The sequence below is a fragment of the Rarobacter faecitabidus genome, from assembly GCF_006716265.1.
GTDB classification, from domain to species: domain Bacteria; phylum Actinomycetota; class Actinomycetes; order Actinomycetales; family Cellulomonadaceae; genus Rarobacter; species Rarobacter faecitabidus.
On the sequence record NZ_VFOS01000001.1, the window covers coordinates 1,048,009 to 1,060,620 of the forward strand.

The following is a 12,612-nucleotide window of genomic DNA, read 5'->3' on the forward strand; positions in this document are numbered from 1 at the left end:
GAACCGATGCGGACTTTAGCCCGATTTCGAGATCAATCTCGCTCCCGCGTGACAACGATTACCGCCGCGCCTTTACGGCAGTGTGATCAGGCTAACACCAGCACAAGCACTAAGGCTAGTGTTAAATCCCCCATCAGTTGTCGATACCCAATTCTGAGTCGGGTTCACGCCAGAGATTTTGGTACCCAACAGGCAGTGATGCTCGGAACCATGCGCGTAGATATCGATGCGCACTCCTGGGCTCAATCGGACCCCGGCGTCGATGATCGCCTGTTTGGTGAGAGGCGTCGACGCCGCCTCAATTGCGAGCACGGTGCCAGTAACCGTTCGTAGGTCGCTCTTGATCGACGCATCAGCGGCCTTCTGCCGCTGGCTGAGGAAGACGGGGATTGCGACGGCAGCGAGGATGCCGATGATGATGATCACGACCAGGATTTCAACGAGGGTGAAGCCTCTGTCGCGTTTGGCATCGGCCAACCCGACCCGCGAGCAAGTCGAGGGCGCGACCGGTCGGGTCTCGACAAGGTCGTTAAGGGGAACCATGAGAGGCGGCGGGTGAAGTGTTGCGGGCATGAGGCGACGCCTCCTTCGGGCTGCGGGCGCGAGGCCGGCAGTAACCGAGATTTCGCGTCCGTTCGTTTACTGGATCAGGTTAAATATGGAGAAGATCGGCATATAGAGCGCGATCACCATGCCGCCAACGATTCCACCAATCACGAGAATCATCAAGGGTTCGATCAGGCTCGTGAGTTGTTCCGTAGTGGATTCCACCTCAGCGTCGTAAAACTCAGCGATCTTCTCCAGCATGTCGTCCAGCGCGCCGGTGTCCTCGCCGACCGACATCATTTGCACAACCATGGGTGGAAACACGGAGTGTTCCGAGAGCGGAGCCGTGAGGGATTTGCCCTTGCGCACCGAGTCCATGACGTCCAAGGCGGCCTTCTCCACGACCATGTTGCCCGAGGTCTCCCCCACGATCTCGAGGGCCTGCAAGATCGGAACGCCCGCGCGGAGCATGGCGCCAAGGTTTCGGGTGAAACGCGCCACGGCGATTTTCTGGGTGAGCTTCCCGAACACCGGAGCCCTGAGCTTGAACGGATCAATCTTCTCCCGGACTGACTTCTTGTGCTTGACCTTGTTCCACCAGATGAAGCCCACGATGACAATGATCACGAGCGGAATGATTCCGACCTTCAGGAAACCCGACAGCACCACGAGCAATTGCGTCGGCGCCGGCAATGCCCCGCCAAGTGAAGCAAACATGTCAGCGAAGACGGGAACGATGAACAGGAGCATTCCCACCGTGGCGAGAATAGCAACCACGAACACCACCACGGGATACGTCATAGCGGACTTGATCTTGCCCTTGAGCTTGACCTCGTCCTCGAAGTTCTTCGCCACCGACAACAGCGTCTGATCCAGGAATCCGCCTGTTTCCCCGGCCTTAACCATGTTGATCATGAGCGGCGGGAATACCTTCGGGTGTTTTGCGAGGGCCGCCGAGAAGGACACACCGGTCTCGACGTCATTGCGCACCTGATTCAGGATGCCCTGCAGTGTCTTGTTCTCGGTCTGATCGGTCAGGATCGTCAGCGCCCTTATGAGCGACAGCCCGGCATTTATCATGGTCGCCAACTGGCGGGACATGATGGCGATGTCCTTGAGGCCGACCTTGTCCGTCAAGCCCGGGATAGTGATGTCCGAGTTGAGCCCGCCGGTCTTGACCTCGGTGATGCTGATGGGACTGCCGCCATTGGCCATGAGCCGCTGGGCAACGGCCGCCTCGGAGGGGCCCTCCATCTTGCCTTTGACGACGCTACCCTGCTTGTCCCGAACTTCGTAGTCGAACGTCTTCGATGCGCTCTTAGCCATCAGTACGTGCTCCCACCTTCAAGATTTCCGCCCATGCCCATGTTCGCAATACCCGCGCCGACCGTGGAACCACCCCGGCCCGTGAGACGGTTGAAGTCCGCAACGTTCTGGCACTTCTCCAGGCCGGTCTCGTAACTGATGACGCCCTGCTTCAGTAGATCGGCCAGGTGCTGGTCCATCGAGTGCATGCCGTCGCCCGCGCCCGCCTGCATGGCCGAGTAGATCTGGTGCGTCTTCCCCTCGCGAATCAGGTTCCGGATTGCCGGGGTGGCGACCATGATCTCCGTCGCGACGACGCGGCCGGGTCCATCGGCCCGCTTGCACAGCGTCTGACAGACGACGCCCTGGATCGTCGCGGCCAACTGCACGCGGATCTGATCCTGCTGACTCGGCGGGAACACGTCGATCACGCGGTCGATGGTCTGCGCCGCGTCCTGCGTGTGCAGGGTCGCGAACACGAGGTGGCCGGTCTCGGCCGCGGTCAGCGCCACCGAGATGGTTTCGAGGTCGCGCATCTCACCGACCAGGATGATGTCGGGGTCCTGGCGAAGCACGTGCTTCAGCGCGTTGGCGAAACTCCGCGTATCCTCCCCCACCTCGCGCTGGTTCACGATGGAACGCTTGTGCTCGTGCAGGAACTCGATCGGGTCCTCCACGGTCATGATGTGGTCGGGCCGATTGCGGTTCGCGAGGTCGATGATCGACGCCAGGGTCGTGGACTTTCCCGAACCCGTGGGACCGGTCACGAGCACGAGCCCGCGGGGAATGCTCGCGAACGATCCGACCACCGCCGGCACACCCAGGCTTTCCAGCGGCTTGATCTCCGTGGGGATGATACGGAAGGCCGCGCCGAGTGAATCGCGCTGCTGGTAGAGGTTGACGCGGAAGCGCGCGCCGCCGGGGACCTGATAGGCGAGGTCGAGTTCCAGTTCCTCCTCGAACTTCTCGCGCTGCTTTTGCGTAAGGATCTGATACACCGATCGGCGTAGCGAATCGCCATCGAGCGGCGCCTGGCCCTCAATCGGCTTGAGTCCGCCATCGCGGCGAACCATGGGCGGGGAGTTCTTCGTCAGGTGCAGGTCGGAGGCACCCACGGCCGCGACCTCCCGCAGCAATGCGTCCAGGGACACGTCACCGTCACGTAGATCCTGGGACAGCCCCACACGCCCCGCGCCACTACCCGCGGGAGCCCGCTTGGCGGTCGGCGCGGGTCCGGCGGGGACGGCCGTCTTGGTTGGCGCGGGCGCCGTGGGCTCGGGAGTGAAGGCAGCCTGGCCGGGGAAGCCCGGCGCCGCGCCTGTGGGCGTGAACGTCCCGGGGGCGACGGCCTGCGGTACCGGAACGTCGGCGGCGATGGGCGGATTGGCCGCGGGCGACGTATCTCGTCCCGGGGCGGGTTGCCACGTGCCAGCCGCTGGCGCGCCCGATGCCGAAGCACGAGGCGACTGCTGGGCACTCGCACCTGCTGGCTGCGATGGCGAGTTCAGCGGACCTTGACCTCCGGCGGGCTGGTACCCCCGCGCCTGTCCCCCGGCTGGCGCTGCGGTTCGCTGCGACGGAGGAATCGGCGACCCGCCTGGCGCCGCGCCGGGTGCACCCTGGCCGTGAGCCGTGCGCAGGGGCTGACCGACAAGCGGACGTCCGCCGCCCGCACCCGAGCCTGGCGCAGGTTGTCCGGAGCCCGGTGGAATACCCCCGGCACTCCCCGGCACGGTCCCGTTCTGCTGCAGGCGCGCGGGCACCTTGTTGACGGGCGGGACGTCCTTCGGGCCCAGCGCCCACGAGAAATCGGGGCCGCCTCCAGTGTCCTGGTTCTCGCTCATGGTGTGCGCACACCCTCTCCGTTGCTGAAATCGCTCCCCGGCGCCCTTCCGAACGGCCCCGCGAAGACGTTACCGGTATCGGCACGCCGGCATCTCTTCTTAAGTTCCCGCGGAACCTCTCACGCCACGACGCGGAAGATCTCCTCCAGGGACGTCCTGCCCTCCGCGACCTTGTAGAAGCCGTCGTTCTTCAGCGTCATCATGCCGCCCGCAATCGCCGACTTCTGAATCTCGGTGCTGGACGATCCCACGACGGCATGACGTTCGATCTCCTCGTTCACCGCCATGATCTCGTGCAGCGCAATACGGCCGCGGTAGCCGGTGCGCGAGCACGCCGCGCAACCCTTGGGCCGGCACAGCGTCGGCAGCGGCTCACCGTCCTGCCACGGGAACCCCACGGCAAGCAGTTCCTTGGGCTCCGGCGTGTACTCCTCCTTGCACTTGTCGCACAGCTTGCGCGCGAGACGCTGCGCAACCACGCAGTCCAGAGCCGAACCCACCAGGAACGGCTCGATCCCCATCTCGGTAAGACGCGTCACCGCCGACGGCGCGTCGTTCGTGTGGAGCGTGGACAGCACTAGGTGCCCTGTCAGCGACGCCTCGATGGCGATCTGGGCCGTCTCGTGATCACGGATCTCACCCAGGAGCACCACATCGGGGTCCGAACGCAGAATAGACCGCAGCGCACTCGCGAAGGTCAGGCCCGCCTTGGGGTTCACCTGCACCTGGTTGATGCCCGCCAGGCGGTACTCGACCGGGTCCTCGACCGTGATCACGTTGATCTCGGGGCGAGATACGGCGTTGAGGGTGGCATACAGGGTCGTGGACTTACCAGAACCCGTCGGTCCGGTCACCAGGATCATCCCGTACGGCTTGACGAAGCTCTTCTCGTAGATCGCATAGTTGTGATCCGAGAACGCCAGGTCCCTCAGGGCAAGAGAGGCCGTAGAGTTGTCGAGGATTCGCATGACGATCTTCTCGCCCCACACCGTAGGCAGCGTCGCAACGCGCAGGTCGATCTTGCGCCCGTTGTGCACGACGGACATGCGCCCATCCTGCGGCTTGCGACGCTCGGCGATGTCGATATCCGACAGAATCTTCACGCGCGAGATCACGCCGTGCGCGATGTTCTTCGGCGACCGCTGCATCTCATGCAGCACACCATCGATGCGGTAGCGAACGCGCAGATCATGCTCCGCAGGCTCGATGTGGATATCCGAGGCGCGGTCGGTGATCGCCTGGGTGACCAGCAGGTTCACGTAGCGGACGATCGGCGCATCATCGTCGGCCGCACCCAGGTTCGCGAGGTCGACAGCGTCCTCGTCCACCTCGTCCTCGAGCGCCTGCGTCAGGTCCTGGATCTCTGAATCGGAGCGCACGAACCGATCGATGGCCCGCGCCAGGTTGTCGTGCGTCGTCACTACGGGCACGACCCCGCGCCCGCACAGGGATCGGATGTCATCGATCGCGACGACGTTCGAGGGGTCTGCCATCGCGAGCATCACATTGCCCGCGTCGTCGAAGTCAATCGGCAGCACCTGGAAGCGTCGCAGCACTGCGCCGGGAACCATTGCCACCGCCTGGCGATCCACCTGGTATTCATCGAGATCCGCGAACGGCATTCCGAGCTGCGCGGCCAACGCCGAGACGAGCTGCATCTCGGTGAGCACGCCCATATCGACCAGGACGCGCCCCAGAGACGTGCCCTGGACGAGTTGCTCATCGAGCGCAGCGAGCAGTTGGTCCTCCGAGACGAGTCCCTCTTCGAGCAGGATCTCACCGAGTTGCTTCATCTAACTTCCACCTCGCCGTCGCTGCAGTTGCACTCCACAAGAGAACCTATCGGCACGATTGGCGAGGAGTCTTAGCGGACGCCGATCGCCTCACGCAAAGCTGCATCCATGACGGCGACATCCGGCCGCTGGCCCGTGAAGAGCGCCACCTGCTCCACGGCCTGGTGGAGCAGCATCCGCTCCCCCGACACGTAGGTGCCGCCCGCACCCTGCCACGCGCGACCAAGGTCCGACGGGCGGCGATCGTAGGCCACGTCGAGCAGGGGTGCATCGGTGCGCACCCGTACTCCGGCGGAGGCGAGTTCCCGCGCGAACCCGTCGGCGGCACCGCCCGGTAGCGTGGAAATCAACACTCCTGCGCCCTCGACCGTAGGCAGGAACTCGCCCGTGAGGTGGAAGTGAGCCCGCACGCCTAGCGCCGACGCCGCGGCCTGCACCGCCGTCGAACGCGCCAGCGACCTGACCACCACGTGAACTTCGGCAAATCCGGCATCCGCAAGCGCCGCGAGGGCCGACGCTGCGGTCGCGCCGGCGCCCAGCACTACCGCGTCGCCCCCGCCATGGGCAAGATCCGCCAGGGGCATCCCCGGCTCACCGAGCGCGACCTCGATGCCTCGTATATCGGTGTTCTCGCCGACGAGGCGCACGTCACTGCCACTGCGATCGAATACCACGGTGTTCGCGGCACCCGTGGCAACGACGTTCGCGGAGCGCTCGTCCAAAAATGTCAGGACTTCCCTCTTGAGCGGCATGGTCAGGCTGAGGCCGGCCCAGGAATCGTCCAGGTGGGCGAGGAATCCCGCGAACTGGGGCTCGTCCACGTCAATCGCCTCGTACGTCCAGTCGAGGCCGAGCGATCGATAGGCCGCGCGGTGCAGGACCGGCGAGAGCGAATGCGTGATCGGATGCCCGAGCACTGCTGCGGATCGCGTCATACTCTCCCCGACTCCATGACTGCGGTGAGCATGTGCCGAAGCTCAGCGCTTCGCGAAAGGCGGGGCATCCCGAGCATCACTGGTCGGATTCCCCAGTGGGCGTGTAGTTCTCTTCTTTCCACGCCCGGTATTCCGCGACGTACTCCTGCGCCTCGTTGAAGGTCACCGCGAACTTGGTCTCGCCCGTGCTCAGATTGACGGTGACAAAATACATCCAATCGCCCGCCTCCGGCTTCAAAGTCGCCTCGATCGCGTCCATGGAGGGATTCGTGATCGGAGTGGGAGTCAGCCCCGTATGGACGTACGTGTTGTATTTGTTCGAGGTGTCCTGGAAGTCGGCCTTGGTGAGCGTCATAACGTCTTTGCCGGCGCCGTAGCCGACCGTGGTGTCCATCTGGAGTGCCTGGCCGACCTTGAGCCGGTTTTCGATGACGCGGGCGATCTTGTTGTAGTAAGCGGGCGTACCCTCGCGCTGCAGAATGGACGCCTTGATCAGAACGTCCTGACGCTCGGACTTCTTGACCCCGAGATCGTCGAGTTCCTTGACGCGCCGAGCCACCATCTCCGCGAACACGTCACCGATCGCCACGTCGCGCGCGTAGACGTACTGCCCCGGCGCGAGCCAGCCCTCAAACGATCCTCCGGCCGCCTTCGGCAGGCCGGTCGCAGACGGGTCCGAAAGGGCCTCGGAGATGTCCTCGGGCGTGACGCCGAGCACGGACTGAACCTTCGTGCTGATCTGCTCAAAAGTCCAGCCCTCAGGGATGGTGATGACGTAGTCCAGGCGATTGTTCGGGTTCAGCAGCGTGCTCAGCGCGTCCTCGGCGCGCATCTGCGTCTTCAGCGCATACGTACCCGGTTGAATGCTCTGCGCACCTGGGTTTCCCGCCGCGACGTCCAGATAGGCTCCGCGCGTCGCGATGACGTCCGCGTCACGCAGAGCGGTGGCGATGTCTTCTCCGGTATCCCCTGGATTGATGGAGACCTCGACCTCGCCGCTTCCTGGCCCGGGGTAGTCCGAGACCTTGGAGGACTTATCGCCGGACGAAAGCAACCCGGAGAACATGTTCCCGGCCAGTGACGAGACGACGAATCCGCCCACGCCCACCACTACGACCGTCACCAGGATGGCGATCATAGTGCGGCGGCGCCTGGCAGCCTTGCGGCGGCGCTCCGCCCGCAGAGCCGAACGTCGGGTGTATTCCTGCGTCGTGACGTGCGGTGCCTCCTCGCCGGGAGCCGGTGGATGCTCCGCGGAGAACAGGTCATGCAGATCATTCGTAGGGTGGTTCAAGATTCGTCTCCCACTGCGGTGGTCGTGTCAACCAGTTCGCCCGCACGCCGTAGCGTGGAACGCTCGAAGTCAAGCGCGCCCTGAAGGATTTCCACGGCAGCAACCTGGTCCACAACTGACATGTGCTTCCGCCGCGACCGGCCAGCGGCGCTCAAGGCGCGATGAGCCGACACGGTCGTCATCCTCTCGTCAACAAGTCGCACTGGCACCGGCGCGATGTGCACCGCCAGCACGTAGGCATAATCGCGAGCCGCCACACTGGCCTGGCCCTCCGCACCGGAGAGATGCCTCGGCAGGCCAACGTAGACGACCTCGGCACCGCGCTGCGCCACCTCGTCTCCGATGCGGCGGATGTCAGCGGGCCAGGATGCGATCATTCCCCCCGGACTGATTCTGCCAGAAAGTTCTGAAAAGGTCACAGATTGATCACGAAGCACCGTCTCGACCGGCGTGGCGATGAGGCCGTCCGGGTCGGACGATGCCAGGCCAATACGCACCTGGCCCACGTCTACCCCCAGGCGAGGTCCGCGAACGACCTCATCGAGCGCGCCGGTTGACCCGTCGCGCGGGTTCGACTCTTCCGGCTGGCTCGGACCAGCGGGCGGACTCGGCAAGTGATCCGACACGCGCGGCTCAGGCCCCGTGGTGGGAGGCGAAGCTCTCAACGCCGCCCAGTGCCGGTGCCAGCAGCGAGGGGTCCGTCCCGCCGCCCTGCGCGACATCGTCCTTACCGCCGCCGCGCCCACCGAGTGCGCCAGCGACGGACGCTATTGCCGCCCCCGCCTTGATCCCCGCCTCGCGAGCCGCCGCATTCGTGGCGGCCACCACGATGGGCCGTCCCTTCGACACCCCGCCGATCACGACGAGCGCCGCGCTCTCACCAAGGCGCGAACGCACCTCTAGCGCCAGCGTGCGCAGGTCATCGCCGCCGGCCACGTCCCCGGCGTCGTATGCAACGACGGACACATCGCCGATCCTGGTCGCCCCGGCGGCAATCGTGGCGACTGATCCCAGCAACTGAGCCTGGCGTAGCGCAGCGAGCTGCTTCTCGGAGTCCTTCAGCTTGGCGAGCAAGGACGAGATGCGATCCGGCAACTCCTCGCTTCGCGCACCGAGCAGGCCACTGAGTTGGCCGACGATCGCGTGCTCGCGAGCGTGGAAGCCCTTGGCGTCCGACCCGACGAGCGCCTCAACGCGGCGCACACCCGAGCCGATCGACGCTTCGCCGACGAGCGTGACCAGGCCGAGCTCGCCCGACTGCTTGACGTGGGTACCCGCGCAGAGCTCGCGCGACCAGTCGTCGCCGATCGAGACGACTCGCACGCGGTCGCCGTACTTCTCACCGAACAGGGCCATCGCGCCCAGCGCCTTGGCGGCGTCGAGATCCATGACCTTGTCGGTCACCGACAGGTTGTCGCGCAGGCGCTCGTTGACGCGCCCCTCGATCTCCTGGAGCGCGCTCGCCGTGGGGGCACCCTGCGCCTTGAAGTCGAACCGGATGCGGTTCGGCGCGTCCTCGGAGCCCGCCTGCGTCTTGTCCTTGCCCAACGTCTCCTGCAGCGCCTTGTGGATCAGGTGCGTGCCGGTGTGGGCGCGGCTGATCGCGCCGCGTCGCGTCGTATCGATGCTGGCCGTGGCAGGGTCGCCTACCGCGAGCGTGCCCGCGCCCAACTGGCCGCGGTGCACGCGCAGCCCAGGCACGGCCGTCTGGACGTCGAAAACGTCGATGACGGCGCCGCTGTCGGTCGTGATGGTGCCCTGGTCAGCGAGCTGACCTCCCGCCTCCGCATAGAACGGCGTGCGGTCGAGGACCACCTCCACATCGGCCGGTCCCGTCACCGCCGGGACTGGCTTGCCGTCGACGAGGACGCCGAGAATCGTGGCGGAGGCCTCGTCCTGGGTGTATCCGAGGAATTCGATCGACGCACCTAGAGACGAGCGCACCTGCTCATAGGCCGCCGTGTCCGTGTGGCCGGTCTTCTTCGCCAGCGCGTCAGCCCGGGCGCGCGCCTTCTGCTCGGCCATGAGCGTGCGGAAGGCGGACTCGTCCACCTCGACGCCCTGCTCGCGAGCCATCTCCAACGTCAGGTCGATCGGGAAGCCGTAGGTGTCGTGGAGCTTGAACGCCGCGTCGCCGGGCAGTCGCGGGTGGGACGGCGCGGTCTTCTTGGCGTCCGCAACGGCGACATCGAGAATCGTCGTGCCAGACGCGAGCGTGCGCAGGAACGACTCCTCCTCGCCGTAAACGACCTCGCTGATTCGCGCGAAATCCTGGCCGAGATAGGGGTACGAGGCCTCCATCGCGTCCTTGGAAACCGGCAGTAGGTGCTGCAGCGAAGCCTCCTGCACGCCGAGCAGTCGAAGCGAGCGGACGGCGCGGCGCAGGATGCGACGCAGCACGTAGCCACGGCCCTCGTTAGCCGGGGTGACGCCATCGCCGATCAGCATCAGGGACGAGCGCACGTGGTCCGCGATGACGCGCATCTGCACATCCGGCTCGCCGCCCTGGCCGTACGTGCGGCCCGTGATCTGTTCCGTGGCTGCAATGACGGGGTAGACCTCGTCGATCTCGTACATGTTGTTCTTGCCCTGCAGCAGGAAGGCCATGCGCTCGAGACCGGCGCCGGTGTCGATCGCCTTCTGCTCGAGCTCGTGGAGCAGCGGGTAGCTCTTACCCTTGCCCTCGCCGCGCATGAACTGGTCGAAGACCAGGTTCCAGATCTCCAGATAGCGGTCGCCACCGGGATCGACGTCGCCGCCTACCGCCTCCGGCCCGAACTCGGGGCCGCGATCGTAGTGGAACTCAGCACACGGGCCAGCCGGACCGGGCTGGCCCGTGTCCCAGAAGTTCTCCTCGCGCGGTAGGCGCACGATCTTGCGGGCGTCCACGCCGATTTTTTTGGTGAGCACGTCGAACGATTCGGTGTCCTGGTCCCACAGCGTGACCCAGAAGCGATCCGGGTCAAAACCGTAGCCGCCGCTGTCCGGCGACGCAGTCAGCAGGCCCCATGCCAGGTCGATGGCGCCTTCCTTGAAGTAGTCGCCGAACGAGAAGTTGCCGTTCATCTGGAAGAACGTGCCGTGCCGCGTAGTGCGGCCGACGTTGTCGATGTCGTTCGTCCGGATGCACTTCTGCACACTCGCGATGCGCGGATAGGGCGACTTCTCGGTGCCGATGATGTACGGGATGAAGGGCACCATGCCGGCGACCGTGAACAGCAGCGACGGATCAGGCGAGATCAGCGAGGCCGACTCCGCGAGATGGTGTCCATTCCGCTCGAAATAGTCGAGCCAACGCTGGCGGATTTCACTAGTGCGCATGGTGATACTGAACCTTCTAAGTAGGTAAGGGTATTGCTAATTCCTGGAGTCGGAACGGGTTAGAACTCGTACCCGAGATGTTCCTCATCGCCCGCGAACGCGTCCTCGTCCGCGTCCGCCGTGCTCCGCGCGGCTGCGCTGCGGTGCCGGGCGGACTCCGCGCGGCGCCGGCGTAGGTCCTCTTCGCTCCCCTGGGTCTCAGCCAACAGCGATTCGCGCAGTTCCTGCTCGCGCTCCGCGGAGGCGACGCGGAACTCGTCCACGAACTCCCTGGCTGAGTGCGTGGCGCGCTCCCAGAGGGCGCCACTGAGTGCGGCGGCCCTGTCCCCGGCCTGCTTGGCGACCGACTCGGCAAAGCCAGCCGCCGTTCCGGTCACGCCGGGCTGTTCCTTCAACTCGCGCCATTTCTTCGTCGCCACGACCGCGACGGCCACGCCGACGCCGACCCAAAAAAGTCGCTTCACTTTGCACTCTCCGACTCCGAGCTCAACGAACGCGATATCGCTCGACGCACTCCGTATGTAAACGCGGCGACCTTCACCAGCGGCTTGCCGAAAGTCGCCGCATACAGGCCGGTCAGGGCCGACACGTTCTGCGAAACCTCGGACGCCGCCGTGGTGATCGCGTCGACCTTCTCAAGTTGGGCATTGGTCCCCGAGACCGTCTTGGCGGCCTCGTCCAAAATGGGCACCGCATGCTCGGCGATCTCGCCGACCGACTGCGCCGTGCGGTCGAAGAGCTTGCCAAGGCGGATGAGCGGCACCGCGCAGAACGCCACCAACACGACGAACGCCACGGCAGCTACGATTCCGGCGATATCTCCGAGCATCATGCCTCCAGACTCAAATCGGTTCTAATGCGCGACCACCCGGTCCCAACGGCATAATACCGAGGAACCGGGTGGTCGGTGACAACTCACGGCTAGGTAGCCGAGGCGATATCAGCGAGCGTAGTACTCAACGACCAACTGCACTTCGCAGGTCACGGGGACCTCGGCGCGCTTGGGGCGGCGAGTGAACACTGCGGTGAGCTGCTCGAGCTTGACGTCGAGGTAGCCCGGCACCGTGGGCAGGACGTCGCGGTGGGCGCCTGCGGCTGCCACCTGGAACGGCGTCATGGCCTGGCTCTTGGGCTTGACCTGGATGGTCTGGCCGGGCTTGACCTTGAACGACGGGCGGTCGACGATCTTGCCGTCGACGAGGATGTGGCGGTGGGTCACGGCCTGGCGCGCCTGCAGCGTGGTGCGGGCGAAACCGGCGCGCAGGACCAGCGCGTCGAGGCGGTGCTCGAGGATCTCGACGAGCGCCTCACCGGTCAGACCCTTGTCCTTGCGGGCCTCTTCGTAGGCGCGTCGGAGCTGCTTCTCGCGCAGGCCGTACTGGGCGCGCAGGCGCTGCTTCTCGCGGAGACGGACTGCGTAGTCCGACTCGGTGCGGCGGCGGCTGCGGCCGTGCTCACCCGGAGCGTAAGGACGCTTCTCGAAGTGGCGGGCGGCCTTCGGGGTCAGCGCGAGCCCAAGGGCACGGCTCAGTCGCACCTGGCGGCGCGAACGAGTCACTGAAGACATACTGTGA

Annotated in this window: 11 protein-coding genes; all 11 read right to left on the reverse strand. The window is 65.4% G+C overall.

What is annotated here, in order from left to right; translation table 11 throughout:
* Positions 1-72: 72 nt before the first annotated feature.
* The 11 genes from FB461_RS04745 to rpsD all read right to left on the reverse strand — a co-directional run bounded on the left by FB461_RS04745 (position 73) and on the right by rpsD (position 12,605).
* The gene (locus FB461_RS04745; protein WP_246046017.1) at positions 73-573 is read right to left on the reverse strand and encodes a prepilin-type N-terminal cleavage/methylation domain-containing protein; all 501 of its coding nucleotides are present in this window, start codon (positions 571-573) and stop codon (positions 73-75) included.
* 66 nt (positions 574-639) lie between these two features.
* Entirely contained in the window at positions 640-1,872 is a 1,233-nt protein-coding gene (locus FB461_RS04750; protein ID WP_142119443.1) for a type II secretion system F family protein, read from the reverse strand.
* On the reverse strand, positions 1,872-3,695 hold the full coding sequence (locus FB461_RS12425; protein ID WP_142119445.1) for a PilT/PilU family type 4a pilus ATPase: 1,824 nt from the start codon (positions 3,693-3,695) through the stop codon (positions 1,872-1,874). The genes FB461_RS04750 and FB461_RS12425 overlap by 1 nt, the downstream gene beginning before the upstream one ends.
* A 119-nt stretch (positions 3,696-3,814) precedes the next feature.
* Positions 3,815-5,488: a GspE/PulE family protein gene (locus FB461_RS04760; protein ID WP_142119447.1), complete on the reverse strand. Its 1,674-nt coding sequence runs from the start codon at positions 5,486-5,488 to the stop codon at positions 3,815-3,817.
* Positions 5,489-5,559: 71 nt separating this feature from the next.
* A complete protein-coding gene (locus FB461_RS04765) occupies positions 5,560-6,423 on the reverse strand; it encodes a shikimate dehydrogenase (protein ID WP_142119449.1) in 864 nt (287 codons plus the stop codon).
* A gap of 76 nt (positions 6,424-6,499) precedes the next feature.
* A complete protein-coding gene (gene mltG / locus FB461_RS04770) occupies positions 6,500-7,717 on the reverse strand; it encodes an endolytic transglycosylase MltG (RefSeq protein WP_142119451.1) in 1,218 nt (405 codons plus the stop codon).
* Entirely contained in the window at positions 7,714-8,235 is a 522-nt protein-coding gene (gene ruvX, locus FB461_RS04775) for a Holliday junction resolvase RuvX (RefSeq protein WP_246046119.1), read from the reverse strand. Before ruvX ends, mltG begins: the two co-directional genes overlap by 4 nt.
* A gap of 115 nt (positions 8,236-8,350) precedes the next feature.
* Complete coding sequence (gene alaS, locus FB461_RS04780; protein WP_142119455.1) at positions 8,351-11,038, reverse strand: alanine--tRNA ligase; 2,688 nt, start codon at positions 11,036-11,038, stop codon at positions 8,351-8,353.
* Between the two features lie 59 nt (positions 11,039-11,097).
* Positions 11,098-11,502: a hypothetical protein gene (locus tag FB461_RS04785; RefSeq protein ID WP_142119457.1), complete on the reverse strand. Its 405-nt coding sequence runs from the start codon at positions 11,500-11,502 to the stop codon at positions 11,098-11,100.
* Complete coding sequence (locus FB461_RS04790; protein ID WP_142119459.1) at positions 11,499-11,870, reverse strand: DUF948 domain-containing protein; 372 nt, start codon at positions 11,868-11,870, stop codon at positions 11,499-11,501. The genes FB461_RS04785 and FB461_RS04790 overlap by 4 nt, the downstream gene beginning before the upstream one ends.
* A 108-nt stretch (positions 11,871-11,978) precedes the next feature.
* Positions 11,979-12,605 carry a 30S ribosomal protein S4 gene (gene rpsD, locus FB461_RS04795; RefSeq protein ID WP_142119461.1) on the reverse strand — a complete coding sequence of 209 codons (627 nt, stop codon included), beginning with the start codon at positions 12,603-12,605 and terminating at the stop codon, positions 11,979-11,981.
* Between the last annotated feature and the right edge of the window lie 7 nt (positions 12,606-12,612).

Coding starts and splice junctions, on each gene's coding strand:
- FB461_RS04765 (WP_142119449.1), bottom strand. CDS start 6,423: ATGACGCGATCCGCAGCAGTGCTCGGGCATCCGATCACGCATTCGCTC.
- FB461_RS12425 (WP_142119445.1), bottom strand. CDS start 3,695: ATGAGCGAGAACCAGGACACTGGAGGCGGCCCCGATTTCTCGTGGGCG.
- FB461_RS04750 (WP_142119443.1), bottom strand. CDS start 1,872: ATGGCTAAGAGCGCATCGAAGACGTTCGACTACGAAGTTCGGGACAAG.
- FB461_RS04745 (WP_246046017.1), bottom strand. CDS start 573: ATGCCCGCAACACTTCACCCGCCGCCTCTCATGGTTCCCCTTAACGAC.
- alaS (WP_142119455.1), bottom strand. CDS start 11,038: ATGCGCACTAGTGAAATCCGCCAGCGTTGGCTCGACTATTTCGAGCGG.
- rpsD (WP_142119461.1), bottom strand. CDS start 12,605: ATGTCTTCAGTGACTCGTTCGCGCCGCCAGGTGCGACTGAGCCGTGCC.
- FB461_RS04760 (WP_142119447.1), bottom strand. CDS start 5,488: ATGAAGCAACTCGGTGAGATCCTGCTCGAAGAGGGACTCGTCTCGGAG.
- FB461_RS04790 (WP_142119459.1), bottom strand. CDS start 11,870: ATGATGCTCGGAGATATCGCCGGAATCGTAGCTGCCGTGGCGTTCGTC.